Origin of the sequence: Pseudomonas sp. IT-93MI4 (genome assembly GCF_949767635.1) — a bacterium.
In the GTDB taxonomy this organism is placed as follows: Bacteria; Pseudomonadota; Gammaproteobacteria; order Pseudomonadales; family Pseudomonadaceae; genus Aquipseudomonas; species Aquipseudomonas putida_A.
This window is the reverse complement of the sequence record NZ_CATKPP010000011.1, coordinates 429,396-454,040: the sequence shown is the minus strand read 5'-3', so window position 1 is coordinate 454,040 and position 24,645 is coordinate 429,396. Positions and strand designations below refer to the sequence as shown.

The following is a 24,645-nucleotide window of genomic DNA, read 5'->3' as shown; positions in this document are numbered from 1 at the left end:
GCGCCTCACGGAGGAACCCACAGTGTCGATCAAATTGCGTTTGCTGTTGCTGATTGCCACCAGTCTGTTGACGGCGCTGATCGTGAGTCTGGTCAGCTATGTGGGGAATACGCGCATGTCCGCAGCGGTGAACGACAACGCGGTGAGCATGACCGCGCTGCGCAATCACATGGAAGCCGACATGATGCACGACGCGCTGCGGGCCGACGTGTATTCGGCGATGCTTGTGGGCCTGGGCAAAAGTACCGGCACGGCCGCAGAGGTGCGGGACTCGATCAACGAGCACGCCACGCATTTTCGCGAAGTGCTGGATGAAAACCTCAAATTGCCGGTCAACCCGACGATCAAGTCTGCGCTGGAACACGTCAAGCCCAGCCTGGATACCTACATCGCGGCGGCCGAACGCATCGTCAGCCTGGCACTGGACAATCCGGACAGCGCGCAACGGGAACTGGGCACGTTCAATGCGGCCTTCAGTCAGCTCGAAGAGCAGATGGCGGCCCTCAGCGAACTGATCGAAAGCAACACCCGTGACACCAGCCAGGCCACCGAAAGCGCCATTCGCAACGCCAACATCGCCCTCGGCGCAGTATTGCTGGCCAGCCTGCTGCTGTTATTGGCGCAAGGGCGCTGGGTGACCCGCAGCATCATGGGCCCGTTGAAATCCGCTAACCAGATCGCGCAGAGCATTGCCCACGGCAACCTCAGCGAACCGATCAGCGAGCCGACCGGCAAGGACGAGGCCAGTACGCTGATCCGCAGCCTGGCGACCATGCAGCGCGACCTGCGCAACATGATCGACGTCGTTCGGCGCAACGCCCATGGCGTCAGCGGCATGAGCGAGCAGTTGAGCCACGGCTGCCATCAGGTCGCTGACAGCAGTCAACAGCAAAGCGCCGCGGCCGGCACCATGGCCGCCGCCGCGAGCCAGATGACCGCCAGCATCGAGGAAATCACTCGTCATGCCGAACGCGCGCTGGGCATGGCCAATCAGGCCGAGTCGCTGGCCAAGAGCGGCGGGCAGGTGATCCATAAGGTGGTCAGCGACATGGACGACATCGCCCGCTCGGCGCAACAGTCGGCGCAGGTCATCCGCACGCTGGATCAGGAGTCCGAAGGCATCTTCAACATCATTCAGGTGATCAAGAGCATCGCCGACCAGACCAACCTGCTGGCGCTCAACGCGGCCATCGAAGCCGCGCGGGCTGGCGAGCAGGGGAGGGGTTTTGCCGTGGTTGCCGACGAAGTGCGCAGCCTGGCGGCGCGCACCAGCGCCTCAACGCAGGAAATCGCCGCGATGGTTGCACGGATCCAAAACAGCACCCGCGAGGCGGTCAGCAGCATGGAGGCCGGGGTGGCCCAGGTGGACAAGGGCATGGCGGTCACGGCTGAAGTCGAACGAGCGATACGCGAAATCCTCGACGCCACCCTCAGCACCACGCAACTGGTCAACGACATCACTCGCACCATTGGCGAGCAAAGCCAGGCCAGCAACGAAATCGCCCATCAGGTGGAAATGATCGCGGGCATGTCGGAGGGCAACAGCAAAGTGATCGGGCAGACGGCCAATACCACCGATGAACTGTCGAGTCTGGCGGGGGCGTTGGCGTTGTCGGTGGATCGGTTTCGGTTGTAACGCCGCCATCGCGAGCAGCCCATTCCTTGTAGGAGCGAGCCTGCTCGCGATGGGGCCAGCCCAGCCACCACAGGTTTCGGGATCATGTTCAGCCCATACCGGCCGATAACGCCCACAGCGGAAAAAGACTCTCAAGTCGGGAACAGACGCGCGGGTTTGCCCTGACGTGATATTCTTCGCGCCAACTTGGTTTGACCTTATTCGGTTTGCCTGCCTTTGGGGCGGGCTGACGGAATCCCTGTCGCTCAAGTAGCTGAAGCCAATAATGATAAGAAGTCAGTTCAGAAGGGACATTAACTGAGGTCGATGCGGTACGTCGGCCTTGTGTGCCCACCCGTCAAAATTGAAGTGTGCCGGAATCTGCGACGCGAGCCTGAGCGTCATCAAAGCGGATCGCATACAGATAACAGCGGCGGGCGGAAGGCGTTTTATCATAGGTGCAACGGATGTTTAAGAAAGTGAACACAGCCTTGCTCGGGCTGGCTTTGGCGATGGGGATGTCGTCCGCCAATGCTGCAGAAGCAAAGAAAGTCGACGTTCTGCTGATCGGCGGCGGCATCATGAGCACCACCCTGGGTGTGTGGATCAATGAGCTGGAGCCAAGCTGGTCGATGGAAATGGTCGAGCGCCTCGACGGCGTCGCCCTGGAAAGCTCCAACGGCTGGAACAACGCCGGTACCGGTCACTCCGCCCTGGCTGAGCTGAACTACACCCCGGAAGACGACAAAGGCAACGTGACGATCCCGAAAGCGGTCGAGATCAACGAAGCGTTCCAGGTGTCCCGTCAGTTCTGGGCCTGGCAGGTTCAGCAAGGCGTTCTGAAGAACCCTCGCTCGTTCATCAACACCACGCCGCACATGAGCTTCGTGTGGGGCGATGACAACATCAAGTTCCTGAAAAAGCGCTACGAAGCCCTGCAAGCGAGCCCGCTGTTCGCCGGCATGCAGTACTCCGAAGACCCGGCTGTGATCAAGAAGTGGGTCCCGCTGATGATGGAAGGGCGTGACCCGAACCAGAAAATCGCGGCCACCTGGAGCCCGCTGGGTACCGACATGAACTTCGGCGAAATCACCCGCCAGTTCGCCGGTTACCTGCAGACCAAGCCTAACTTCGACCTGAAGCTGTCGAGTGAAGTCGAAGACATCACCAAGAACGCCGACGGCACCTGGCGCGTCAGCTACAAAAACCTGAAAGACGGCACCAAGACCGAAACCGACGCCAAGTTCGTGTTCATCGGCGCTGGTGGCGGCGCTCTGCACCTGCTGCAGAAGTCGGGCATTCCTGAAGCCAAGGAATACGCTGGCTTCCCGGTCGGCGGCTCGTTCCTGGTGACCGATAACCCGGCCATCGCCGAGCAGCACCTGGCCAAGGCCTACGGTAAAGCTTCGGTTGGCGCACCGCCGATGTCGGTTCCGCACCTGGACACCCGTGTTCTGGACGGCAAGCGCGTCATCCTGTTTGGCCCATTCGCGACCTTCAGCACCAAGTTCCTCAAAGAAGGCTCGTACCTGGACCTGCTGACCAGCACCACCACCCACAACATCTGGCCAATGACCAAGGTCGGCATCAAGGAATACCCGCTGGTCGAGTACCTGGCCGGTCAACTGATGCTGTCGGATGAAGACCGTCTGAACGCGCTGAAGGAATACTTCCCGAACGCCAAAGCCGAAGACTGGCGCCTGTGGCAAGCCGGCCAGCGCGTGCAAATCATCAAGCGTGATGAAGCCGCTGGCGGCGTGCTGAAACTGGGCACCGAAATCGTTGCTGCACAAGACGGCTCCATCGCCGGCCTGCTGGGCGCATCGCCAGGCGCGTCGACCGCTGCACCGATCATGCTGAGCGTGCTGCAGAAAGTCTTCAAAGACAAAGTCGCCACCCCTGAGTGGCAGGCCAAGCTGCACCAGATCGTTCCAAGCTACGGCACTCAGCTGAACAGCGATCCGGCCAAAGTGGCACAAGAGTGGGCGTACACCGCCAAGATCCTCGAACTGCCAACTCCACCGGTGATCGGTCAGGCTGCTGCCCCGGCTGCACCTGCAGCTGAAAAAGCTGAAGCACCGAAGGAAAATGCTGCACGTGACATGGCGCTGTAACTAGACGCCTGATGCACAAAAGCCCACTGAACCGGGAACGGTCAGTGGGCTTTTTTGTGGCGCCTGATCCTACTTGGGTTTCGCGCTTGCCAGATACGCACCAAGCCGCCGTCCCATCTCTTCGCCGAGGGCCTGCAAACCGCTCAACGGCCGCACCATCACCTCGAACTCGACAATCTTCCCGCTCTCATCAAAGCGAATCATGTCGATCCCCTTCAACTCCTTGGTCCCGACCTTGGCGCTGAACTCCAAAACCACATTCAAGCCATCGGCAGTCACCAGTTCGCGGTGATATTTGAAATCTTCAAACACGTCGAACACGGTGTTGAGGATCATCGTCACCACTGGCGTGCCGGGGTAAGGCGAGTGGGCCATGGGCGAGCGGAACACGGCATTGGCATCGAGCAGTTCGGGCAAGGCCTTGAGGTTGCCGGTGCGGATCATCTCGTGCCAGTGCTTTAGGGATTCGGCGGCGTTGGGTTGCAGGTTCAGTTCGGACATTGACCACTCCTGGAATTGTTGTTCTGCGCGCGACGGCAATCACTCTAGTTCAAAGCGGCGGATCACGAACCGTTGTGTGCCAATCTGAATACCAGATCATGTCCGGAGCGGATCAGATGGGCATCTGATCCGTATTTTTCTGTTGGATCTGCCTCTGTAACCGGCTCAGTCAGGCGCTCAGAATAGCCCGGCAATTCGGTCACCCGCGGCAGCCCTTCATCCCGAAGCGCCCGGTGCACCGCAAGCTCAACATTAAGGAGAGCAGCATGAACAAGATGGCGATTTTCCTCGGTGGGTTTCTGACGTTGACCATTCTGATCGGAATGCTTGCGACGATTTCTCCGGTCTGAACCCCGGTCGTTTTACACCAGACTCCAGCGCCCTTTTTGTCGAAGGGCGCAACTGTTTCTACTGCGCTGTAACTTCTCGCATCACACCGAACTGGACCGAACCGGGAGGCGGCGCAAGCGATTGAGGTGTCTGTACCAGCCTCTTCGCGAGCAAGCCCGCTTCCACATGGATTTGTGAACAACACAGATCCAGTGTGGGAGCGGGCTTGCTCGCGAAGGGGCCAGTAGCGTCACTGAAAAGCTCTCAAGCGAATCAAGGCGCGCCGAACACCATCGTCCAGTAAACCCCTTCATCACTGCGCGCCTCACTGGCGAATCCGGCACCGACCTGGGTGAACATCGGGTTCATCAGGTTGGCGCAATGGCCGGGGCTGGCCAGCCATCCGGCCATCGCCTTGCCCGGTGAACTCTGGCCGGCGGCGATGTTTTCGCCTATCTGCCGTCCCCGATAACCCGCCGCCCGGGCGCGATCTGCCGGCAGGTCGCCGTCCGGGTCGCGGTGGGCGAAATAGTTGCCGTAGGCCATGGCTTTGCTGTGGCCTTGTGCGGCGGCGCCCAGCGCGGCGTTCCAGCTCAGGGGGCGGGCGGCGGCGAAGCGTTGGCGCCCGCACATCCGTGGTCGCGCCCGGGCGGCGTTGACCTGCGCAAGCAAGGCCTTGCCGACGCTGCGGTTGTCGCCGACACGACTGTCGAGCACCGGTTGCGCCAGCACCACTTGCCATTCACCACGGGAGCGGCTGACGCCGATGTCGGCGTACTGATCGTCGAGCAGTGCGCTGCAGTGGCTGTCTTGCAGCTGTTCGAAGGCTTCCTCGGCATCCCCGGCCCCAATGATGCGGATACTGCGTACCGCCACCGCCGAATACCCCGAAGATTTCAATCTCTCGCGCAAGCCACCGCCGTAGCCATAGCCGATCGGCAGCGCCAGATTCGATTTCAGCGACAGTGGCGCCAGGCGCTGGGCCGGGCGGCGGTCGCAGCGTTGCGGATGGGCGCGGTAGTCGTTGATCGCGGCCACCAGTTGCCGCTCTTCGCTGGCGTGGGAGGTCTCGGTGAACAGTGGGGCAAGGATCAGCAGGCACAGCGAAACGAAGCGTGATGAGCGAACGACATGGCGCATGGGACGGCAGACTCAGGGAAAAAGACAGTGCTGAAGTGGGCAGCCGCGGAATACGGCGCCACTAGGACTGGGCTTTTTGCACTTGGTTCATGCTGGCCATCTGGCTTTTTTGGTGGGTGATGAAGGGGAGGGCGATCCTTGGATTTTGTGTTGTTCGCACTGGCGCCTTCGCGAGCAAGCCCGCTCCCACAGGGGATTGCATTATCAAGGTGGGAGCGAGCCTGCTCGCGAAGGGGCCAGTTCAGCCAACGCAATAATCGGCTATCAGCGATCAAGCACTTCCTGCATCCACTGCAGGTATTGCGCCTGCTCGGAAATCGAGTTGTGCCCCGAATCCGGCACCACCCGCAGCGTCGCCACGCCTTTGGGGAAGTGCGCCAGCAACCGCTGCGTACTGTCCCGTGGAATCACTTCGTCATCGCTGGCCGCCAACAGCAACGTCGGCACGCGAATGTGCGCGGCATAGCGGCCCGACTCGAAGCGATCCTTGAGCAACCATTTGACCGGAAACCACGGGTATTGGCGGACGGCAATTTCTTCGAGGCTGTTGTACGGCGTCACCAGAATCAATCTGGTCGCCGGACGCTGACTCGCCAGCCGCACCGCCACCCCCGATCCCAGGCTGCGGCCGATCACGGCAATCTGCGGATGGCTGGCGTACACCTGATCAAACAGCGCCAGCGCATCTTCGGCAATCGCTTCTTCCGAAGGTGAGCCGCCGCTGCCACCGAAGCCCCGGTAGTTCAGCAAAAACACCGCGTAGTCGGGAAAAGCCTCGCTGAACGACGGCAGATTGCGCGACACATCTTCGGCATTGCCGCCAAAGTAGATCAGCGCTTTTGGCCCGGCATGCGCGCGCGTGGTCACCCACACATCGGCCTCCGGCATCGCCAGTTTCAGCCGCGAATCTTCCGTAGTCACGGCGTTGTCAGGCTGGGGGAAATAGATCAGCGAGCGCTGAAAAATGAACAGCGCCCCGCACAGCAACAGGTAGAGGGCGATGAGCAAGGCGACGAGTGACATCAGTTTTCTGGACATTCGACTAACTTTAACGGGGCGCGGGTGTTCGCAGTCGCAGTGTAGTCCAGCGAATCCGGCTGGCCGTCGTCGCACACAACGTGCAACAGATTCACGCAGCAGGGGAACCCGCATGAGCCACACTGAGGGTTGCTCCCGTCGCCGCTTGCTCACGCTGGCTGCCGGGGTTTCGGCGGTCCTGACCTTTGACCGGGCGTTGGCCACTGCCATCACGCCGACTGCCACTTCGCCGAGCCAGGCAGGAGACCAGACCATGCAGACCCGCGCCATCCCTTCCAGCTCCGAGCTGTTGCCCATAGTGGGCGTGGGCACTTATCGCGGCTTTGACGTTGCCCCCGGCGATCCGGCTTATAAGCTATTGTCAGCAGTGCTCGACGAGCTGTTCAAAAAGGGTGGCACGTTGATCGACAGCTCGCCGATGTATGGCCGCGCCGAGCAAACTACTGGCGAGCTGCTATCGATTCACGAACCGCGTTCACCCGCGTTTCTGGCGACAAAGGTCTGGACCCGAGGGCGCAAGGAAGGTATCGCGCAGATGGAGGAATCCTTCCGTCTGCTGCGCACCGAACGCATCGACCTGATGCAGATCCACAATCTGCTGGACTGGCAGAGCCATCTGCCAATCCTGCGCGAATGGAAAGAACAGGGGCGCATTCGCTACATCGGCATCACCCATTACACGCCGTCGGCCTACGATGAAGTCGAAGCAGTGCTCAAGGCCGAACAACTGGATTTTTTGCAAATCAACTACGCCCTCGATGACCGTGGCGTGGAGAAACGCATTCTGCCGCTGTGCCGTGAACGCGGGGTGGCGGTGATCTGCAATCGGCCTTTTGGCGGCGGCGGGTTGCTCGCCCGTCTCAAGGTCAAGCCGTTGCCGGCCTGGGTCTCGGACGTGCAGGTCGACAGCTGGCCGCAACTGGCGTTGAAGTTCCTGCTGTCGCACCCGGCGGTGACCTGTGTGATTCCCGGCACCGGCAATCCGCGCTATATGGCCGACAACGCTGGTGCCGGGTTCGGGCCGATGCTCACCGATGCGCAGCGGCACCAGTTGATTGCGCTGCTGGGGTAGGCGGTCAACCGCGATACCGTAACGCCTCCACCAACAACGCGAACGCCGGCGCCGCCTGCCGTCGGCTCGGGTAGTACAGGTGGTAACCGGCAAACGTCGGGCACCAGTCTGCCAGCACTTGCACCAGACGCCCGTCGGCCAGATGCGGCGCGACGATATTTTCCGGAATGTAGCTGAGGCCGAAACCGTCGACTGCGGCGTCGAGTAGCGGGTAGACGCCATTCAGCGTGACTTGCCCGGACACTCGTACCTTGAGGCTTTCGTCACCCTTTTCGAACTCCCAGGTGTACAGCCCGCCGTTGGTGGGCAGGCGCAAGTTGTTGCAGGCGTGGTCAGTCAAGTCTCTTGGCGTTTGCGGGTGTGTACGGTTGGCGAAATAGGCCGGCGAGCCGACCACCGCCATGCGCATGTCGGGGCCGATGCGGGTGGCGATCATGCCTTGGGCCACGTCTTCGCCCAGCCGAATGCCGGCGTCGAAGCCTTGTCCGGCGATGTCGACGAAACCGTAATCGCAGATCACCTCGACGGCGATGTCCGGGTATTGGGGCAGGAATTCCTTGAGCACCGGTCGCAACAGCCAGTTCAGCGAATGGTCGGTGGCACTGATGCGGATCCGGCCGGCCGGGGTTTCGCGCAGGTTGCTCAGGGCCGCCAGTTCCTGTTCGATCTCTTCGAAACGCGGGCCGACGGTCTGCAGTAAATGTTCGCCGGCCTCGGTCGGTGAGACGCTGCGCGTGGTGCGGGTCAGCAGGCGCAGGCCCAGACGCGCTTCAAGGGCGCGAATGGTATGGCTGAGCGCCGATTGCGAAACGCCGAGTTTGGCTGCGGCTTTTGTGAAGCTGCGCTCGCGGGCCACGGCAAGGAAGGCGAGCAGGTCACTGGCGTTTTCTCGAAGCATTGATGAGTGTCCTGCATAAGTTTTTTCGAATTCTAGTCGATTATCTAAAGAGTACGGCTCGCTAAAGTGACGCAAGTTCCCTGTAGGAGCTGCCGCAGGCTGCGATCTTTTGATTTGTATTTTTCAGGATCAAGATCAAAAGATCGCAGCCTGCGGCAGCTCCTACAGGAGAGGTTTCTTGCAGATTTGGAGTCTTGTGATGAATGCACATATCTCAGGCGTCACTGTCACCCCGAATGGCTCACAAGCCTCGGCCCAAGGCCCGGCAGACTGGTTCACCGGCACTGTGCGGGTCGATGCACCGTTCAAAGGCAGCGACGCCGCGCGCGTCAGCGGCGCCACAGTGACCTTCGAGCCGGGCGCACGCACCGCGTGGCATACCCATCCGTTGGGTCAGACGCTGATCGTCACCGCCGGTTCAGGTTTTGTGCAGGAGTGGGGTCAGCCGGTTCGGCAGATCAGCCCTGGCGATGCGGTGTGGATTGCGCCGCAGGTGAAGCACTGGCATGGCGCCGCGCCGACCACGGCGATGACGCACATTGCGATTGCCGAGGTGCTGGAAGGTGAAGTGGTGGAGTGGATGGAGCAGGTGAGTGCGGCACAGTACCCGAACTGATCTCTGTAGGAGCTGCCGCAGGCTGCGATCTTTTGATCTTGATCTTCAAAAAACAGATCAAAAGATCGCAGCCTGCGGCAGCTCCTACAGGGAGTCAGATCATCTCTGGCAAGGAAGAGAGGATCTTGTCCAGCGTGATCGGATACTCGCGCACCCGCGCCCCGGTGGCGTTGTAGATCGCATTTGCCACCGCCGCACTCACGCCGCAAATCCCCAGTTCCCCCACACCCTTGGCTTTCATCGGCGATGAAATCGGATCGGTCTCATCGAGGAAAATCACCTCCTGATGCGGGATGTCGGCATGCACCGGCACCTCGTATCCGGCCAGGTCATGATTGACGAAAAAGCCCAGCCGTTTGTCCACCGCCAGCTCTTCCATCAATGCGGCGCCGACGCCCATGGTCATCGCGCCGATCACTTGGCTGCGCGCAGCTTTCGGGTTGAGAATCCGACCTGCTGCGCACACCGCCAGCATGCGCCGCACGCGGACTTCGCCGGTCGCTGCATCCACCGCAACCTCCACGAAATGCGCGCCGAAAGTCGATTGCTGATACTGCTTGGCGAGGTCGGCGAATTCGATGCTGTCCTCGGCCTCGACCACGCCATCTTTTGCCGCATCACGCAGCGGCAGGGTCTTGCCGCCGGCGCGCACCTGACCGTCAGCAAACTCGACGTCGCTGCCGCTCATGCCCAGCTTCGTCACCACCGCGTCACGCAATTTCATGCACGCGGCATACACCCCGGCAGTCGAGCAGTTGCCGCCGAACTGGCCACCGGAGCCGGACGACACCGGGAAGGTCGAATCCCCCAGATGCACGCTGACGTCCGCCAGGTCCACGCCCATCATCTCGGCCGCGGTCTGGGCGATGATGGTGTAGCTGCCGGTGCCGATGTCGGTCATGTCGGTTTCCACCGTGACCTTGCCGTCGCGCTCCAGCCGCACCCGGGCGCCGGACTTCAGCAGCAGGTTGTTGCGAAACGCGGCGGCGACGCCCATGCCGATCAGCCAGCGGCCTTCGCGACGGCTGCCGGGTGTGGCGTTGCGCTGGTTCCAGCCGAATTTCTCGGCCCCGGTCTGCAGGCATTCGATCAGCCGTCGCTGGGAGAACGGACGTTCGGTTTTTACCGGATCAACCTGCGTGTCGTTGAGGATGCGGAACTGCACCGGATCGAGCTTGAGCTGCTCGGCCATTTCATCCATGGCGATTTCCAGCGCCATCAGCCCCGGCGCTTCACCCGGCGCGCGCATGGAATTGCCTTCGGGCAGATCCAGCGGCGCCCGGCGCATGGTCACCCGGCGGTTTTCCCCGGCATAAAGCAACTGGCTCGGCTGCGCGGCGACTTCGACCTTGCCGTCCTTGAGGTTGCCCGACCAGCCTTCGTGAGCGATGGCGCTGAGCTTGCCGTCCGCCGTGGCGCCCATCCGAATGCGCTGGATCGTGGCCGGGCGGTGGGTGGTGTTGTTGGCCATTTGCGGGCGGGCGAGGGCGACTTTCACCGGGCGATTGGCCAGGCGCGCACCGAGGGCGGCGAGGATCGCGTCGGCACGAATGAACAGTTTGCCGCCGAAGCCGCCGCCAATGTACGGCGAGATCAGGCGCACGTTTTCCTTGGGCAGGCCAAGGGTCGTGGCGACGTCGCCGACGCTCCAGGCGATCATCTGGTTGGAGGTCCACAAGGTCAGATGATCACCTTTCCACGCGACCAGGGTCGCGTGCGGTTCCATCATCGCGTGGGACTGATCGGGAGTGGTGTAGGTCTGGTCGAACTGCACCGGCGCGGCGGCGAAGGCCTTGTCGAAATCGCCGTGGGTGACGTCGGGCAACTCGTCGTCTTCGACGCCTTGGTCAAGCACTTTGGCCAGTTCGAACTCGCCTTTGGCCGCGACGTAATCGACCTTGACCAATTGCGCCGCAGCGCGAGCCTGTTCGAAGGTCTCGGCGACCACCAGCGCCACGGCCTGGTGATAGTGCTGCACCTCGGGCCCGGCGAGCAGCGGTGCCGCGTTGTATTGGCCTTTGCCAAGCTTGCCGGCATTGGCGGCGGTGACGATGGCCAGCACGCCGGGCGCGGCTTGTGCAGCGTCGAGATCGATGTGGCTGATGCGGCCCTTGGCGATGGCCGAGCCGACCATGAAACCGTAAGCCTGATTCGCCACGGCCTGATGTTGCTCGTAAGCGTAGGGCGCTTGGCCACTGGTTTTCAGCGGGCCTTCGATGCGGTCGGTGGGTTTGCCGACGACCTTGAGCTGGTCAATCGGGTTGGTGGTGGCGGGCGTGTCGAACTTCATGCTTCATCCCTCGCTTGCGCCAACACCGAGCCGAGCGTGCGCTCGACCAGGGTCAGTTTGAATTGGTTGTCGTGGGTTGGCGTGGCACCGTCGAGCAAGCGTTCGCTGACGGCTTTTGCGCCTTTGGGCAGCAACGCGTCGGCGTCTTCGACCCGCCACGGTTTCGGCGCAATACCGCCGACTGCCACGCGGCCACTGCCGTCCTTTTGCAGGATCAGACCGACCGATACCAGCGCGAAAGCGTACGACGAACGATCGCGCACCTTGTGATAAATGTGCGTGCCGCCAACCGGGGCCGGCAGGGTTACCGACGTGATGAACTCGCCGGGCGTGAGGCTGGTTTCGATATTCGGCGTATTGCCTGGCAGTTGATGGAAATCGGCGATGGCGATGCTGCGGGTGCTGCCGTCCGGTTTCACCGTTTCAACCTGTGCATCGAGGGCGCGCATGGCAATTGCCATGTCGCTGGGGTGGGTGGCGATGCAGGCGTCACTGACGCCGATCAGCCCCAGTTGCCGACTGACCCCGCCAATCGCCGCGCAGCCGCTGCCGGGCTGGCGTTTGTTGCAGGCCTGATTGACGTCATAGAAGTACGGGCAGCGGGTGCGTTGCAGCAGGTTGCCGGCAGTACTCGCCATGTTGCGCAACTGACCGGAAGCGCCGGCGAGCAGGGCGCGGGAGAGCAGCGCGTAGTCCTTGCGCACGCGGCTGTCGGCGGCCAGATCGGTGTTGCGCACCAGCGCGCCGATGCGCAATCCGCCTTCAGGTGTAGCTTCGATTTGATCGAGACCCAGGTGGTTGACGTCGATCAGGTGCAACGGGGTTTCGATGTCGAGTTTCATCAGGTCCAGCAGGTTGGTGCCACCGGCGATGAACTTCGCGCCTTCGACCTGCGCCGCCAGCGTTGCGGCTGCGGCGGGGGAGTCGGCGCGGCTGTAATTGAACGCTCTCATGCTGGCACCTGCGCGACTTCAGTGATGGCTTCGATGATGTTCGAGTAGGCGCCGCAGCGGCAGATGTTGCCGCTCATGCGTTCCTGGAATTCGCTGGCGATCAGTTGCGGCGCTTCGGTCAGGCTCGGGCTGACGTGGCTGGGAATGCCCTCGCGGATTTCCTTGAGCACCGCCACCGCCGAACAGATCTGCCCCGGCGTGCAATAGCCGCACTGGTAGCCGTCATGCTTGATGAACGCGGCCTGCATCGGGTGCAGGTTGTCGGGCATGCCCAGGCCTTCGATGGTGGTGATCTCGCTGCCTTCATGCATCACCGCAAGCGTCAGGCAGGAGTTGATCCGGCGGCCGTCGGCGATGACGGTGCAGGCACCGCACTGGCCGTGGTCGCAGCCTTTTTTGCTGCCGGTCAGGTGCAGGTGCTCGCGCAGGGCGTCGAGCAGGGTGGTGCGGTTGTCCACCTCAAGGGCTTGGGGTTTACCGTTGACGTTGATCGTCAGTTTGGCCATGGCGGGTTGCTCCAGACTGGCCGCGTAGGCCTTGAGGCTAATGAAGGGGGGCATTGCAAACGCGGTGGCGGTCACCGCGCCGAGGATCAGGAATCTTCGTCGGGAAATCGTCATGCTTCGATTCCTCTCTGGCTTAATCAGGACGGCAGGGATTGAAGGGCCCAAACGGGCGCGCCGGCATGTTTACCGGTCTCGTTCTTGGAATGACATGCGCGGAGGGGAAAAGGTTTTTGCGGATTTACGCTATAGAGTTATGCGCATGGCTCATCAATTGGCTGGGCAATGCTTAACCTTGTGGGAGCTGGCTTGCCAGCGATGAGGTCGTGTCAGTCAGCCTTTCGCTTAAATGACACACCGCCATCGCGGGCAAGCCCGCTCCCACAGAGTTTGTGATCAATGCCCGCCAACCACCATGTTCGTAAACGGCGCCACATACGCCTGCAATGTCACCAGCCCGCCCACCAGGATGGCCAGCACGATCGAGTGGAAGAACACGTAGCGCAGAATCTCGCCCTCGTGCCCATACCAGCGGGTGGCAGTGGAGGCGACCACGATCGATTGCGCATCGACCATTTTGCCCATCACCCCGCCGGAGCTATTGGCTGCGGCCATCAGCACCGGGCTGATGCCCAGCTGTTCCGAGGTCACCCGTTGCAGTCCGCCGAACAGCACGTTCGAGGCCGTGTCCGAACCGGTCAACGCGACGCCGAGCCAGCCGAGCAGGGTGCCGAACATCGGGTAGAACACCCCCGTCGCGGCAAACGCCAGACCCATGGTGGCGTCCAGTCCGGAATAACGCGTGAGAAATCCTAGCGCCAGCATCGCGGCAATGGTGATCAGCGAAAAGCGCACCACCCACAACGTGCGCAGGTATTGCTTGATCAGTTGCGGGATCGAATAGCCCATCAGCAGCCCGCCGACAATCGCCGCCAGCAGGATGCCGCTGCCGGTGGCAGTGAACCAGGTGAACTTGTAGATCGCTTCCTCGGCTTTCGGCGCCGGCACCACCGGCGGGACTTTCTGCACTTGCAGGTGCAGGGTGGTGAAGGTCAGCGCTGGCGAGAAAATCGGATTGGCCTCATTCATCGGTTTGCCTTGCGCATCGAGTTTGACCGAATGGGTTATCGGATCCAGCGCCGGGCGCACGTCGAAGATGTTCTTGAAGCCCTGGGTGCCCCAGGCGAACACGAATACGGTGAGGATGATCCACGGCATCCACGCACGTATCACCGCCGGGCGCGCCTGATCGCTGAAGGCGGCGCTGGCGGTGACTTTTTCTTCCTCGACCCGGGAGTTGTCGACCCGCCCGGACAGGGCGGCCGAGGTGTACACCGTCGCCGGTTTCCAGACCCGCAGAAACAGGGTCAGGCAGGCCATGGAAATCAGCGCGGCGATCACGTCCACCAGCATCGGCCCGTGGTAGTTCGACACGAGGAATTGCGGCACCGCGAAGCTGACCCCGGCCACCAGAATCGCCGGCCAGATCTCCAGCATCTTGCGCCACCCGGCAAACGCCCAGATCAGCCAGAACGGCACCAGCACCGAGAAAAACGGCAGCTGTCGACCGACCATCATCGAAAGCTCCATCTCGTCCAGCCCGGTGACCTTGGCCAGGGTGATGATCGGCGTGCCGAGGGCGCCGAACGCCACCGGTGCGGTGTTGGCAATCAGCGCCAGCCCCGAGGCGGCCAACGGCGAAAAACCGAGGCCGATCAGAATCGCCCCGGTCACCGCCACCGGCGTGCCGAACCCGGCCGCGCCTTCGAAAAACGCGCCGAAGCAGAAGGCGATCAGCAGCAACTGCAAACGCCGGTCATCGGTGATTCGCGCCAGAGAATCCTGCAGCACTTTGAACGAGCCGTTCTCGGTGGTCAGGCGGTGCAGAAAGATGATGTTGAGCACGATCCAGCCGATCGGCAGCAAGCCATTGGCCGCGCCGAACAGCGCGGCTGAGCCGGCCATGCTCGCCGGCATACCGAAGGCGAAGATCGAGATGAGCAGGGCCGACGCCAACGCCAACAGGGCGGCCAGATGCGCCTTGACGTGAAAGAACGCCAGCGCCGCGAGCATCACCACCACCGGCACTGCAGCCATGAGCGTGGAGATCAACGGGTTGCCGAACGGGTCGTAGATTTGCTGCCAGACCATGATCCACCTCTGCTTGTTGTTATCGAGGCGCAGATCCGTTGCGTGGGAGTCGCTAAGCAGCAGTATAGGTGGCATTTCGCCGCTGCCCGGATGCTGGCGGCGGGCCGATCAACGGTCGTGGTCGGGCAGTGAATCAAAGTCCTTTTGTCCGGTCGTATCAGCGGCTGCGCGCACTGCGTCCTGAAGGCGCGGGCAGAGACAGCCGTTCCGTGGTCAAGACCTTGGTGTTAGGGAAGTTTTGAATGAAGCGTGCAACAACCTTGCTGTTGACGATATCCGCTGCTGTTTTGCTGGCTGGCTGTGTGGCGGACTTTGATGATGATCATCGCCACGGACGACATTACGACCGTGATCACGGTCGCTATTACGACCATGACCGGCGTTGGGATGACCGCGACGATGGTCGTCGCGACGGGCGTCGTTACGATCGTGATCGCGACGATGACTGAGTAGAAATCAAAAGGGCGTTCCCGCGACGGGAACGCCCTCGGCGATTAAAAATGAGCGCTCGCCCGGACGCTGGAATGCGCAGGCGCGGTGGCCTCGAGATCCAGCAAATGGGTGGCGAGTATGTCGCTCAGAAAGCGGAACTGATCGTTGATGCCGACCACTTCATTGCTGAAATGATTGCTCGCGGCGGGCATCAGCACATCGTCGAAATCTTCGTTGAACAGCAGCGCTTGAGTCTTGCGCGAGACGACCTGCTGGTCGTAGTAGTTGCTGCCGAACACCGGGAAGCTCACGGAGAGGGTGATGGTGCGAATCATGATGGGTACTCCTCGTTGCGTCTCGGATGGGTCAATCGTGCCCTCGCCGGGCGGCGGGCGGAAGGCAAACGTGGCGATGGTGAATATCGACGGCGTTGATGGTTGATGTTCTCCCCAGTAGGAGTGAGCTTGCTCCCACCTTGAAATGCGTTCCCCTGTAGGAGCGAGCCTGCTCGCGATGGGGCCAGCCTGGCCATAACCGACAAATGGCCCAATACCCGCACCTATACTCAAATCTGTTTTCCTCCATTCAAGGACTCCACCACCGTGAACCTGCGTGCGCTGAGCCTCGCCGCACTGTGTCTGCTGGCTGGCTGCGCCTCCTCGGCGCGGGCCCCGGTGGCGCCGCGAGCGGTGGTGGTATCGCCGGCGACCTGGCAGCAGATCGATCGCGACATCGTCAGCGCCTCGCAGCAATCCACCGAGCAAGTCAAAGTATTTGCCCGGGGTTCGATGGAACATTGGCGCACTCGCGTCTATCAGCAAACTGAAGAAAATTTCATACCGTGGTTCAGCAGCTACTGGACTCAGGAATGGCTGTCGATGAAGGTCAGTTGGTACACCATCAGTGCCGGCGGCGAACAGGACGCTTCGGCCAAGCGCCTGGCGAGCTATCTGCTTGAGCAATATCAGGAAAGGGTGCTGGAACCGGTGGCGGTGGAGATCGATCCGGACGCGATCCTCGGTCAGGCCACGGCGTTCTACGCGCAACTGATGGCCCGGCAGATGCCGCTCATCGCCCAGCGTTACGGTGTGCCGGTGGCCCAGCTCAACGGGCGTCTGCAGAAGGTCCCGGCGATTGCCCTCGGCCCGCCGCCGGCGCGGGATGCGTCGCTGTATCAAATAATCAGCACCGAGCCGCTGAACACCTTGCCGGCGTATGCCGCGTTGATCGACAAGATCCACACCGAAGGCGGCAGCAAGGGCATCGCTTCGACCGACGCCGGCATGGCCCCCGTGGCCAAGCGCGCCAGCCAGCGGATGGAGGCGGAAATGGCTCCGCGCGGAGCGGCCAGTGCCGTGGCGGCTGCGGCGGGCAAGTTGGTCGGCGGGGTGATCTCGATCGGCGTGGCGGGCATCCGCGCGATCATCCAGGCCAACGACCGGCCCGACAGCGAAGCGCTGATTCGCAGCAGCCTGGGCAGCACGTTCGACAAGGCCTGGGCGAAACTGCTGCAGAACCCGACCACCGGGGTCATGGCCGGAACCCTGCATATCGCCGGGCAGGTCGAGGGCAGCCTTGGCGGGGGCGAACAACCGTCGGTCGGGCAGGGCGTGAATCGTGTCGAATGGCAGCCGCCGCAATCGACTACCCGGCAGATCGAACCCAACGTGCAAGGAGAGTGATCATGGCTTACATCGATATTTTTGTAGCACCCGTGCCGAATGCCAATCGTGAACAGTACAAAAAACACTGTGAGATTGCCGCGAAACTGTTCAAGGAATACGGAGCGAAGGAGGTGGTTCAGTGCTGGGGCGATGACGTGCCGGAAGGCAAAGTCACGTCATTCCCGATGGCGGTAAAACTCAAGGACGACGAGACGGTGTCGTCCGGCTGGCTGATCTGGCCCGACAAAGCCACCCGCGATGCCGGCATGGCGAAAATGATGGAAGACCCGCGCATGCAACCGGACGTCAACCCAATGGGGTTTGATGGGCAGCGGATGATCTTTGGGGGCTTCAAGAACATTCTTGAAGCCTGAAACTCACCAGATTCCGTGTAGGAGTGAGCCTGCTCGCGATGACGGTGTGTCAGTCAGCGGGTTTGCAAAATGTGCCGGCCTCTTCGCGGGCAAGCCACGCTCCCACAGGGTTTTGCGGATGGCGGCGATCATGGGCACGCCACAAATCCAGTGTGGGAGCGAGCCTGCTCGCGAAAGCGGCGTGTCAGGCAATGTGAGGCTGAATGTGCGGACGCTTTCGCGAGCAGGCTCGCTCCCACATGGGAGGGTGATCACTCTGGAGAGGGGGTGATCCGACAGCTTTTGCGGTGGCGGATTTCCTCTTCCGTGGGCCGTTCGCGAACGAATTCGAAACGCGGTTCACCTTCGCTGTAATGCACCAGCCAGCCCCATTCCAGCTCGGTTTCATCCTGCCCTGGGCTGGGTGGTCGGGCCCACCACGGTTCTTTGCTGAGGATCTCGCGCATGGTGACCTCCGGTTCGATGGCAATCCTTGAACTATAGCCGGGCGTCGCCAGTCGTCAGAGAAGCCTGTGTAGAATCGGCTGATCGACGAGCGAAGGAGTTGGCCCATGATCGATGATGCGCGCAGGGATGAACCGTTCAAGCGACTGTTTTTTGCCCTCGACTGCCCACCGGCGCAGCGTAAGGCCATCGCTCAGTGGCGCGGCGAGCTGGGGTTGCGCACCGGCAAAGCGGTGCCGGCGGATAACTTTCACCTGACGCTGCTGTTTCTCGGTGCCGTACCGCTGGCGCAGATCAATGAAGTGTGCGAGGCCGCCGGCAAGGTGCGCACGCCGGGTGAACCGTTACGGATTGCGCTGGATCGTCTGCAGGTCTGGCATCGGGCCGGCATTCTGTCGCTGGCGCCGGAGCAGGCGCCGCCGGCGCTGTTGCGTCTGGTGTATGCGCTGGAACAGGCGATGTTGCCGTTCGGCTTCGAAGAATCGCCACGCGAGTTTCGCCCGCACCTGACCCTGGCTCGGGACTATCGGGCAGAAGAGCCGGAATCCACCACGCCGCCGGAATTCTTCCTGCGCGCCGAGCGCTTTGCCTTGTTCGAATCGCACAAGGGCCGCTACCGGATTCTGCAGGATTGGCCACTGAATTGAGCGCAGAAAAAAAGGCGCCCGAGAGCGCCTGAAATTCACCTGAGCCGAGGGAGCCAGGTGAGGCCGTTCATTGCAGGGTGCAGCGGTGGTAAGGCGCTGCGTGAACGGGAAATCGAAAGTCAGACACAGACCCTGTGGGAGCGAGCCTGCTCGCGAAGGCGTCGGCACATTCAGCATTTTGGTTAACTGAACCACCGCTTTCGCGAGCAGGCTCGCCCCCACATTTTTTGATTTGCAGTGAATTATTTACCGAGCTTCACCCGGGTCCAGCCGCGGGTCATGATCCGCTGCGTGGCAATCGGCTGATCCGGCACCGCATACAACGTCGCCATCACCGCCTGCGACGGATACGAACCCGGGTCGTTGCGGATCGCTTCGTCCACCAGTGGCGTCGCCGCCGAGTTGGCGTTGCTGTAGCCGTTGCTGTTGGTGATCTCGGCGATGATGTCCGGGCGCATCAGGAAGTTCATGAACAAGTAGGCGTTCTCGACGTTCGCCGCATCGCGCGGGATGGCGACCATGTCGTAGAAGCTGCCGGCACCTTCCTTCGGAATGCTGTAGTCGATCTGCACTTTGTTGCCGGCTTCCACCGCGCGGGCCTTGGCCTGCAGCACGTCACCGGAGTAACCGACCGCCACGCAGATATTGCCGTTGGCCAGGTCCGAGATGTACTTCGAGGAATGGAAGTACGCCACGTATGGGCGGATCTTCATGAACAGCGCTTCGGCTTCGAGAATGTGCGCCTTGTCCTTGTCGTTCACCGGGTAGCCCAGATAGTGCAGGGCGGCCGGGATCATTTCGGTCGGCGAGTCGAGGAAGCTGATGCCGCAGGCTTTCAGCTTCTCGGCGTTTTCCGGCTTGAACAGCAAGTCCCAAGAGTTGGTCGGGGCCTTGGCGCCGAGCACTTCCTTGACCTTATCCGGGTTGAAACCGATGCCGATCGAGCCCCACATGTACGGGAACGCGTGAGCGTTGTCCGGATCACTGGCGGAGGCGTTTTTCAGCAGCACCGGGTTGAGATTCTTCCAGTTCGACAGTTTCGATTTGTCGAGTGGCTGATAGACCCCGGCCTTGATTTGCTTGGCCAGGAAACTGTTGGACGGCACGACGATGTCGTAACCGGATTTGCCCGCCAGCAAACGCGCCTCGAGGGTCTCGTTGCTGTCGAACACGTCGTAGGTCACCTGGATGCCGGTCTCGTCTTCGAACTTCTTGACGGTGTCCGGCGCGATGTAATCGGACCAGTTGTAAACACGCAGCACCTTGTCGTTGGCCTGGACGCCCGTGGCGATTGCGCCCATTAAGGACAGTGTCAGCAGAGTCCTGCCAAACATTTTCATCGGTGAAACTCCATTTTTTTTATTCAAAAACACAAACCGGGTGTACGTAAAACCTGTGGCGAGGGAGCTTGCTGTGGTGAGGGGATTTATCCCCGATGGGTCGCGAAGCGGCCCCAAGCCAGGCACTTGCGGTGTAACAGGGACACCGCATGCAATGGTTTGGCGACTGCTTCGCAGCCGATCGGGGATGAATCCCCTCACCACAGTGTTCATCGGTGTTGCTTAGGCGGTGGCTGCGCGCTGAGGCTGCCACGCCTCGTTCGCGGTCTGATCCATCGCTTCCTGAATCGCACGCTTGCGGTTGGCTTCTGCCTTGCGGCCGAAGTACCAGACCAGGAAGGTCACCAGCGACACCGCGAGCAGAATTAGGCTGGCCACGGCGTTGATCTCAGGCTTCACGCCCAGACGTACTGCCGAGAACACTTCCATCGGCAGCGTGGTCGAACCCGGGCCGGAGACGAAGCTCGCCAGCACCAGGTCGTCCAGCGACAGGGCGAACGACATCATGCCGCCCGCTGCCAGCGACGGCGCGATCATTGGAATGGTGATCAGGAAAAACACCTTGAACGGCTTGGCCCCCAGATCCATCGCGGCTTCTTCGATCGACAGATCCAGCTCCCGCAGGCGGGCGGAGACTACCACCGCCACATAGGCGGCACAAAACGTGGTGTGGGCGATCCAGATCGTAACGATGCCACGCTCCTGCGGCCAGCCGATCAACTGCGCCATCGCCACGAACAGCAGCAACAGCGACAGACCGGTGATCACCTCAGGCATCACCAGTGGCGCCGTCACCAGACCGCCAAACAGCGTGCGACCCTTGAAGCGCGTGACCCGAGTCAGCACGAAGGCGGCGAGGGTGCCCAACGCCACCGCGGCAATCGCGGTGTAGCAGGCGATTTCCAGCGAGCGCACCACCGAGCCCATCAGTTGCGTGTTGTCGAGCAGGCCGACGTACCACTTCACCGACCAGCCGCCCCACACCGTCACCAGTTTTGAGGCGTTGAACGAGTAGATCACCAGAATCAGCATCGGCAGATAGATGAACATCAAGCCGAAGATCAACATGAACTTGGAAAAACCGAAGCGTTTCATCCCCGTGCCTCCATCTCTTTGGCCTGGCTGCGGTTGAACAGCAGAATCGGCACAATCAGGATCAACAGCATCACCACCGCCAGCGCAGACGCCACCGGCCAGTCGCGGTTATTGAAGAACTCTTGCCACAGCACGCGACCGATCATCAGCGTCTCCGGGCCACCCAGCAGTTCCGGAATCACGAACTCGCCGACCACTGGAATGAACACCAGCATGCAGCCGGCGATGATGCCGTTCTTGGCCAGCGGCACGGTGATTTTCCAGAAGTTGTTGAAGTTGCTCGAACCCAGATCCGACGCGGCTTCCAGCAGGCTGCCATCGTGCTTCACCAGGTTGGCGTACAGCGGTAGCACCATGAATGGCAGGTACGCATACACCACGCCGATATACACCGCGGTGTTGGTGTTGAGGATCTCGATCGGGTGATCGGTGAGCCCGGTCCACATCAGAAACGCGTTGAGCAGACCGTTGTTGCTGAGGATGCCCATCCACGCGTAAACACGGATCAGGATCGCGGTCCAGGTCGGCATCATGATCAACAGCAGCAGGACGTTTTGCGCTTCCTTGCTCGCTTTGGTGATCGCGTAGGCCATCGGGAAACCGATCACCAGGCACATCAGTGTGCTCAGTGCCGCGACCTTCAGCGAACCGAGGTAGGCCGACAGGTACAGCTCGTCTTCGCCGAGCATGGTGTAGTTGCCGATGTTGAGCATCAGCTGGAATTTCTGTTCGGCGTAGGTGTAGATCTCCGAGTACGGCGGGATCGACAGCGCGGCTTCCGAGAAGCTGATCTTCATCACCAGGAAAAACGGCAGCATGAAGAACAGGAACAGCCAGATGAACGGGATGCCGATGACGAACTTTCGCCCGCTGGGCACCAGGCGCAGGAATTGCTGATTGAAGGTTCTCATGAGCGCAGTACCACGCCGCTGTCGTCTTCCCACCAGACGTAGACCTTGTCGTCCCAGGTCGGACGCGCGCCACGGCGTTCGGCGTTGGCCATGAACGACTGGACGATCTTGCCGCCGGGCAGTTCGACGTAGAACACCGAGTGGCCGCCGAGGTAGGCGATGTCATGCACCTTGCCTTCGGACCAGTTGTAGCGCGTCTCTGGCTTGAGGGTGCTGACGAGCATTTTTTCCGGACGGATCGCGTAGGTGATCGACTTGTCCTGCACCGACGTGCTGACGCCGTGGCCGACGTAGATCTTCTGCTGCAGATCCGGGCTGTGGATGATCGCGTGACCTTCAAGGTCTTCCACCACGGTGCCATCGAAGGCGTTCACGTTGCCGATGAATTCGCAGACCATGCGGCTGACCGGTGCTTCATAGATGTCCACCGGGCTGCCGATCTGGGCGATCCAGCCGAGGTGCATGATCGCGATGCGCTCGGCCATGGTCATGGCCTCTTCCTGGTCGTGGGTCACCATCACGCAGGTCACGCCGACGCGCTCGATGATCTCGACCAGTTCCAGTTGCATCTGCGAACGCAGTTTTTTATCCAGCGCGCCCATCGGTTCGTCGAGCAGCAACAGCTTCGGACGTTTCGCCAGGGAGCGGGCGAGGGCGACGCGCTGGCGCTGACCGCCGGACAACTGATGGGGTTTGCGTTTGGCGTATTGGGTCATGTGCACCAGGCGCAGCATCTCTTCGACACGGGCATCGATTTCGCTGGCCGGCAAACGGTCCTGCTTGAGGCCGAAGGCGATGTTCTGCGCCACAGTCATGTGCGGGAACAGCGCGTAGGACTGGAACATCATGTTGATCGGCCGCTCGTAGGGCGGCATGTCAGTGATGTCCACACCGTCGAGCAGAATCCGCCCTTCAGTCGGCCGCTCGAAACCGGCGAGCATGCGCAGCAGGGTCGATTTGCCCGAACCGGAGCCACCGAGCAGGGCGAAGATTTCACCCTGATGGATCTCCAGGGACACATCGTCCACTGCCGTGGTTTCGTCGAACTTCTTGGTGACACGATCGACTTTCACCAGAACCTTTTTCGGTTGCTGGTGGCCTTCAAGTGCCTTCCGGTAAGTGCTGGAGGCGTTTGCCATGTGAAACTCCCAACAGGTTTCGTTCGCTCGGCCAACGTGGCCGGGCTTAAGTGGATTGCAAGCCTGTAAGCGCAATTTCAGTCATTACATATCCCCCTGTAGGAGTGAGCCTGCTCGCGATGAGGCCATTTCAGTCGACATCTCTGTTGACTGGTCTACTGCTATCGCGAGCAGGCTCACTCCTACAGGGGAATTGCGCATGCCTGACTGACCTTGCGCTGCCGAGGGCTTGTTCGGCGCCGCCGTCCTGGCTGCCTGGGTCGTACTTGTTGTTATTACGGTTTGTTGTTTTCACGGATGACGGATGCGCACACGCGCAACCGCCGACCCGGTGGGGGCAGTAAACAGTTTTGAAATCCTGGGTTGAGTCAGCGCTGGTTGCGTCGCGCTGCCCGTTGCCGGCAGGCCTCGCCGAATGCCTGGAAAATCTTCAGGTAGTTCGGGTTGTCCAGCACCTGCCATTCCGGGTGCCATTGCACGCCGAGGGCGAAGGTCGGGCTGTGCTCGACCGAGATCGCCTCGATCAGGCCATCCGGCGCCACCGCTTCGGCACGCAGGCCGGGGGCGAGGCGGTCGATGCCCTGACTGTGAATCGAGTTGACCTGGAACTCGCCCGGCAACGCCAGCGCTTCGAACACACCGCCCGCCAACACGCTCACGGCATGCGCCGGTGCGTATTGCACGGCCACGTCCGGGCTGTCGGCTTCACGGTGATCGAGCATGCCCGGCAGCTCGTGCACTTTCTGGTGCAGGCTGCCACCGAACGCCACGTTCATTTCCTGGAAGCCACGGCAAATGCCGAGTACCGGAACGCCCGCCGCAATGGCTGCACGCAATAAAGGAAGGGTAGTGGCGTCCCGCGCCGGATCGTGATCCGTACCGGGTTCGCTGGCCGGACCTTGATAGTGGAAGGGCTCCACGTTCGAGGGTGAGCCGGTCAGCAACAGACCGTCGAGTCGACCGAGCAGGTCTTCGATTTCAGTCAGTTTGCCAAGGGAAGGAATGACCACTGGAAGACCCTGAGCGCCAACGCTGACAGCACGTACGTACTTGTCGCCGCTGATGTGATAGGGGTGCAGGCCAATCTGTTTGACGCACGCAGTAACGCCGATCAATGGCTTGAATGCCATTTTTATTCACCTCGAAGTTTGACACTTGAACGAGCTTTTCCGGAGCTTAGCCTCGTTGATTTTAATTAACAACTGCCATGTAAAAAATTCTAAACGCCGTTCATCCAATCTTCATGATTCCAGGCCTTGCGGCGCCTGCATTGGCACGTGAGTGTTAAAAAAAGCCCGAAAAATAAACGCTGAGCGGCCAGGTGTTCGCTATTGACTTCACTTTGCCTTTCGGATTGACTGGCTCGGCGAAACAGCGG

The 24,645-nt window shown here is 61.2% G+C and carries 23 protein-coding genes and 1 pseudogene; 9 read left to right on the top strand and 15 right to left on the bottom strand.

The window, feature by feature from the left end:
- Positions 1–22 precede the first annotated feature (22 nt).
- From ACM6I7_RS09285 to mqo, 3 genes and pseudogenes are all read left to right on the top strand, one after another.
- Positions 23–778 (top strand): annotated as a pseudogene (locus ACM6I7_RS09285) (MCP four helix bundle domain-containing protein); the annotation flags it as partial.
- Complete coding sequence (locus ACM6I7_RS09280; protein WP_414888540.1) at positions 773–1,636, top strand: methyl-accepting chemotaxis protein; 864 nt, start codon at positions 773–775, stop codon at positions 1,634–1,636. The pseudogene ACM6I7_RS09285 and the gene ACM6I7_RS09280, both read left to right, overlap by 6 nt.
- Positions 1,637–2,082: 446 nt before the next feature.
- Positions 2,083–3,729, top strand: a complete 1,647-nt coding sequence (mqo, locus tag ACM6I7_RS09275) for a malate dehydrogenase (quinone) (protein WP_027611669.1) — start codon at positions 2,083–2,085, stop codon at positions 3,727–3,729.
- Between the two features lie 69 nt (positions 3,730–3,798).
- Here the strand turns inward: mqo and ACM6I7_RS09270 are convergent, their stop codons facing one another.
- The 3 genes from ACM6I7_RS09270 to ACM6I7_RS09260 form a co-directional block, all read right to left on the bottom strand.
- Positions 3,799–4,230, bottom strand: coding sequence for a nuclear transport factor 2 family protein (locus tag ACM6I7_RS09270; protein ID WP_414888419.1), 432 nt, complete (start codon positions 4,228–4,230; stop codon positions 3,799–3,801).
- A gap of 603 nt (positions 4,231–4,833) precedes the next feature.
- On the bottom strand, positions 4,834–5,700 hold the full coding sequence (locus ACM6I7_RS09265; RefSeq protein ID WP_414888418.1) for a CAP domain-containing protein: 867 nt from the start codon (positions 5,698–5,700) through the stop codon (positions 4,834–4,836).
- A 264-nt stretch (positions 5,701–5,964) separates the two neighbouring features.
- A complete protein-coding gene (locus ACM6I7_RS09260) occupies positions 5,965–6,738 on the bottom strand; it encodes an alpha/beta hydrolase (RefSeq protein ID WP_027611672.1) in 774 nt (257 codons plus the stop codon).
- Positions 6,739–6,850: 112 nt separating this feature from the next.
- Between ACM6I7_RS09260 and ACM6I7_RS09255 the strand changes: the two genes are divergently transcribed.
- A complete protein-coding gene (locus ACM6I7_RS09255) occupies positions 6,851–7,810 on the top strand; it encodes an aldo/keto reductase (RefSeq protein ID WP_414888417.1) in 960 nt (319 codons plus the stop codon).
- 4 nt (positions 7,811–7,814) lie between these two features.
- Here the strand turns inward: ACM6I7_RS09255 and ACM6I7_RS09250 are convergent, their stop codons facing one another.
- Positions 7,815–8,708, bottom strand: coding sequence for a LysR family transcriptional regulator (locus ACM6I7_RS09250; protein WP_414888416.1), 894 nt, complete (start codon positions 8,706–8,708; stop codon positions 7,815–7,817).
- A gap of 199 nt (positions 8,709–8,907) precedes the next feature.
- Here ACM6I7_RS09250 and ACM6I7_RS09245 point away from each other — a divergent pair, with 199 nt between their 5' ends.
- On the top strand, positions 8,908–9,324 hold the full coding sequence (locus ACM6I7_RS09245) for a cupin domain-containing protein (protein ID WP_414888415.1): 417 nt from the start codon (positions 8,908–8,910) through the stop codon (positions 9,322–9,324).
- 94 nt (positions 9,325–9,418) lie between these two features.
- On the opposite strand, the gene paoC is transcribed toward ACM6I7_RS09245, so the two are convergent.
- From paoC to ACM6I7_RS09225, 4 genes are all read right to left on the bottom strand, one after another.
- Positions 9,419–11,614, bottom strand: a complete 2,196-nt coding sequence (gene paoC, locus ACM6I7_RS09240; RefSeq protein ID WP_414888414.1) for an aldehyde oxidoreductase molybdenum-binding subunit PaoC — start codon at positions 11,612–11,614, stop codon at positions 9,419–9,421.
- Complete coding sequence (locus ACM6I7_RS09235) at positions 11,611–12,567, bottom strand: FAD binding domain-containing protein (protein WP_123588337.1); 957 nt, start codon at positions 12,565–12,567, stop codon at positions 11,611–11,613. Before ACM6I7_RS09235 ends, paoC begins: the two co-directional genes overlap by 4 nt.
- Complete coding sequence (gene paoA / locus ACM6I7_RS09230) at positions 12,564–13,187, bottom strand: aldehyde dehydrogenase iron-sulfur subunit PaoA (protein WP_097088855.1); 624 nt, start codon at positions 13,185–13,187, stop codon at positions 12,564–12,566. Before paoA ends, ACM6I7_RS09235 begins: the two co-directional genes overlap by 4 nt.
- A 279-nt stretch (positions 13,188–13,466) precedes the next feature.
- On the bottom strand, positions 13,467–15,221 hold the full coding sequence (locus tag ACM6I7_RS09225; RefSeq protein ID WP_414888539.1) for an L-lactate permease: 1,755 nt from the start codon (positions 15,219–15,221) through the stop codon (positions 13,467–13,469).
- A 242-nt stretch (positions 15,222–15,463) separates the two neighbouring features.
- On the opposite strand from ACM6I7_RS09225, the gene ACM6I7_RS09220 reads away from it, so the two are divergent.
- Positions 15,464–15,670: a hypothetical protein gene (locus tag ACM6I7_RS09220; RefSeq protein ID WP_183780693.1), complete on the top strand. Its 207-nt coding sequence runs from the start codon at positions 15,464–15,466 to the stop codon at positions 15,668–15,670.
- A 45-nt stretch (positions 15,671–15,715) separates the two neighbouring features.
- Here ACM6I7_RS09220 and ACM6I7_RS09215 read toward each other — a convergent pair whose 3' ends face one another.
- On the bottom strand, positions 15,716–15,988 hold the full coding sequence (locus ACM6I7_RS09215; RefSeq protein ID WP_003226119.1) for a hypothetical protein: 273 nt from the start codon (positions 15,986–15,988) through the stop codon (positions 15,716–15,718).
- A 267-nt stretch (positions 15,989–16,255) separates the two neighbouring features.
- On the opposite strand from ACM6I7_RS09215, the gene ACM6I7_RS09210 reads away from it, so the two are divergent.
- A complete protein-coding gene (locus ACM6I7_RS09210) occupies positions 16,256–17,335 on the top strand; it encodes a hypothetical protein (protein ID WP_414888413.1) in 1,080 nt (359 codons plus the stop codon).
- 2 nt (positions 17,336–17,337) lie between these two features.
- Positions 17,338–17,691, top strand: coding sequence for a DUF1428 domain-containing protein (locus tag ACM6I7_RS09205; RefSeq protein ID WP_414888412.1), 354 nt, complete (start codon positions 17,338–17,340; stop codon positions 17,689–17,691).
- A gap of 251 nt (positions 17,692–17,942) precedes the next feature.
- On the opposite strand, the gene ACM6I7_RS09200 is transcribed toward ACM6I7_RS09205, so the two are convergent.
- Positions 17,943–18,137, bottom strand: a complete 195-nt coding sequence (locus ACM6I7_RS09200) for a hypothetical protein (protein ID WP_041073468.1) — start codon at positions 18,135–18,137, stop codon at positions 17,943–17,945.
- 105 nt (positions 18,138–18,242) lie between these two features.
- Between ACM6I7_RS09200 and thpR the strand changes: the two genes are divergently transcribed.
- Entirely contained in the window at positions 18,243–18,782 is a 540-nt protein-coding gene (thpR, locus tag ACM6I7_RS09195; RefSeq protein WP_414888411.1) for an RNA 2',3'-cyclic phosphodiesterase, read from the top strand.
- 242 nt (positions 18,783–19,024) lie between these two features.
- Here the strand turns inward: thpR and ACM6I7_RS09190 are convergent, their stop codons facing one another.
- The 5 genes from ACM6I7_RS09190 to ACM6I7_RS09170 all read right to left on the bottom strand — a co-directional run bounded on the left by ACM6I7_RS09190 (position 19,025) and on the right by ACM6I7_RS09170 (position 24,397).
- Positions 19,025–20,122, bottom strand: a complete 1,098-nt coding sequence (locus ACM6I7_RS09190) for a polyamine ABC transporter substrate-binding protein (RefSeq protein WP_139054667.1) — start codon at positions 20,120–20,122, stop codon at positions 19,025–19,027.
- A 222-nt stretch (positions 20,123–20,344) separates the two neighbouring features.
- Complete coding sequence (locus ACM6I7_RS09185; RefSeq protein WP_282413481.1) at positions 20,345–21,217, bottom strand: ABC transporter permease subunit; 873 nt, start codon at positions 21,215–21,217, stop codon at positions 20,345–20,347.
- Positions 21,214–22,095 carry an ABC transporter permease subunit gene (locus tag ACM6I7_RS09180; RefSeq protein ID WP_171061872.1) on the bottom strand — a complete coding sequence of 294 codons (882 nt, stop codon included), beginning with the start codon at positions 22,093–22,095 and terminating at the stop codon, positions 21,214–21,216. The genes ACM6I7_RS09185 and ACM6I7_RS09180 overlap by 4 nt, the downstream gene beginning before the upstream one ends.
- A gap of 29 nt (positions 22,096–22,124) precedes the next feature.
- The gene (gene potA, locus ACM6I7_RS09175; RefSeq protein ID WP_041073459.1) at positions 22,125–23,267 is read right to left on the bottom strand and encodes a polyamine ABC transporter ATP-binding protein; all 1,143 of its coding nucleotides are present in this window, start codon (positions 23,265–23,267) and stop codon (positions 22,125–22,127) included.
- 368 nt (positions 23,268–23,635) lie between these two features.
- Positions 23,636–24,397, bottom strand: a complete 762-nt coding sequence (locus ACM6I7_RS09170; protein WP_414888410.1) for a gamma-glutamyl-gamma-aminobutyrate hydrolase family protein — start codon at positions 24,395–24,397, stop codon at positions 23,636–23,638.
- Between the last annotated feature and the right edge of the window lie 248 nt (positions 24,398–24,645).

What these genes read in the sequence shown, in the direction of transcription:
- ACM6I7_RS09280 (WP_414888540.1), top strand. Translation starts at nt 773, where the DNA reads ATGCAGCGCGACCTGCGCAACATGATCGACGTCGTTCGGCGCAACGCC.
- mqo (WP_027611669.1), top strand. Translation starts at nt 2,083, where the DNA reads ATGTTTAAGAAAGTGAACACAGCCTTGCTCGGGCTGGCTTTGGCGATG.
- ACM6I7_RS09270 (WP_414888419.1), bottom strand. Translation starts at nt 4,230, where the DNA reads ATGTCCGAACTGAACCTGCAACCCAACGCCGCCGAATCCCTAAAGCAC.
- ACM6I7_RS09265 (WP_414888418.1), bottom strand. Translation starts at nt 5,700, where the DNA reads ATGCGCCATGTCGTTCGCTCATCACGCTTCGTTTCGCTGTGCCTGCTG.
- ACM6I7_RS09260 (WP_027611672.1), bottom strand. Translation starts at nt 6,738, where the DNA reads ATGTCCAGAAAACTGATGTCACTCGTCGCCTTGCTCATCGCCCTCTAC.
- ACM6I7_RS09255 (WP_414888417.1), top strand. Translation starts at nt 6,851, where the DNA reads ATGAGCCACACTGAGGGTTGCTCCCGTCGCCGCTTGCTCACGCTGGCT.
- ACM6I7_RS09250 (WP_414888416.1), bottom strand. Translation starts at nt 8,708, where the DNA reads ATGCTTCGAGAAAACGCCAGTGACCTGCTCGCCTTCCTTGCCGTGGCC.
- ACM6I7_RS09245 (WP_414888415.1), top strand. Translation starts at nt 8,908, where the DNA reads ATGAATGCACATATCTCAGGCGTCACTGTCACCCCGAATGGCTCACAA.
- paoC (WP_414888414.1), bottom strand. Translation starts at nt 11,614, where the DNA reads ATGAAGTTCGACACGCCCGCCACCACCAACCCGATTGACCAGCTCAAG.
- ACM6I7_RS09235 (WP_123588337.1), bottom strand. Translation starts at nt 12,567, where the DNA reads ATGAGAGCGTTCAATTACAGCCGCGCCGACTCCCCCGCCGCAGCCGCA.
- paoA (WP_097088855.1), bottom strand. Translation starts at nt 13,187, where the DNA reads ATGACGATTTCCCGACGAAGATTCCTGATCCTCGGCGCGGTGACCGCC.
- ACM6I7_RS09225 (WP_414888539.1), bottom strand. Translation starts at nt 15,221, where the DNA reads ATGGTCTGGCAGCAAATCTACGACCCGTTCGGCAACCCGTTGATCTCC.
- ACM6I7_RS09220 (WP_183780693.1), top strand. Translation starts at nt 15,464, where the DNA reads ATGAAGCGTGCAACAACCTTGCTGTTGACGATATCCGCTGCTGTTTTG.
- ACM6I7_RS09215 (WP_003226119.1), bottom strand. Translation starts at nt 15,988, where the DNA reads ATGATTCGCACCATCACCCTCTCCGTGAGCTTCCCGGTGTTCGGCAGC.
- ACM6I7_RS09205 (WP_414888412.1), top strand. Translation starts at nt 17,338, where the DNA reads ATGGCTTACATCGATATTTTTGTAGCACCCGTGCCGAATGCCAATCGT.
- ACM6I7_RS09200 (WP_041073468.1), bottom strand. Translation starts at nt 18,137, where the DNA reads ATGCGCGAGATCCTCAGCAAAGAACCGTGGTGGGCCCGACCACCCAGC.
- thpR (WP_414888411.1), top strand. Translation starts at nt 18,243, where the DNA reads ATGATCGATGATGCGCGCAGGGATGAACCGTTCAAGCGACTGTTTTTT.
- ACM6I7_RS09190 (WP_139054667.1), bottom strand. Translation starts at nt 20,122, where the DNA reads ATGAAAATGTTTGGCAGGACTCTGCTGACACTGTCCTTAATGGGCGCA.
- ACM6I7_RS09185 (WP_282413481.1), bottom strand. Translation starts at nt 21,217, where the DNA reads ATGAAACGCTTCGGTTTTTCCAAGTTCATGTTGATCTTCGGCTTGATG.
- potA (WP_041073459.1), bottom strand. Translation starts at nt 23,267, where the DNA reads ATGGCAAACGCCTCCAGCACTTACCGGAAGGCACTTGAAGGCCACCAG.
- ACM6I7_RS09170 (WP_414888410.1), bottom strand. Translation starts at nt 24,397, where the DNA reads ATGGCATTCAAGCCATTGATCGGCGTTACTGCGTGCGTCAAACAGATT.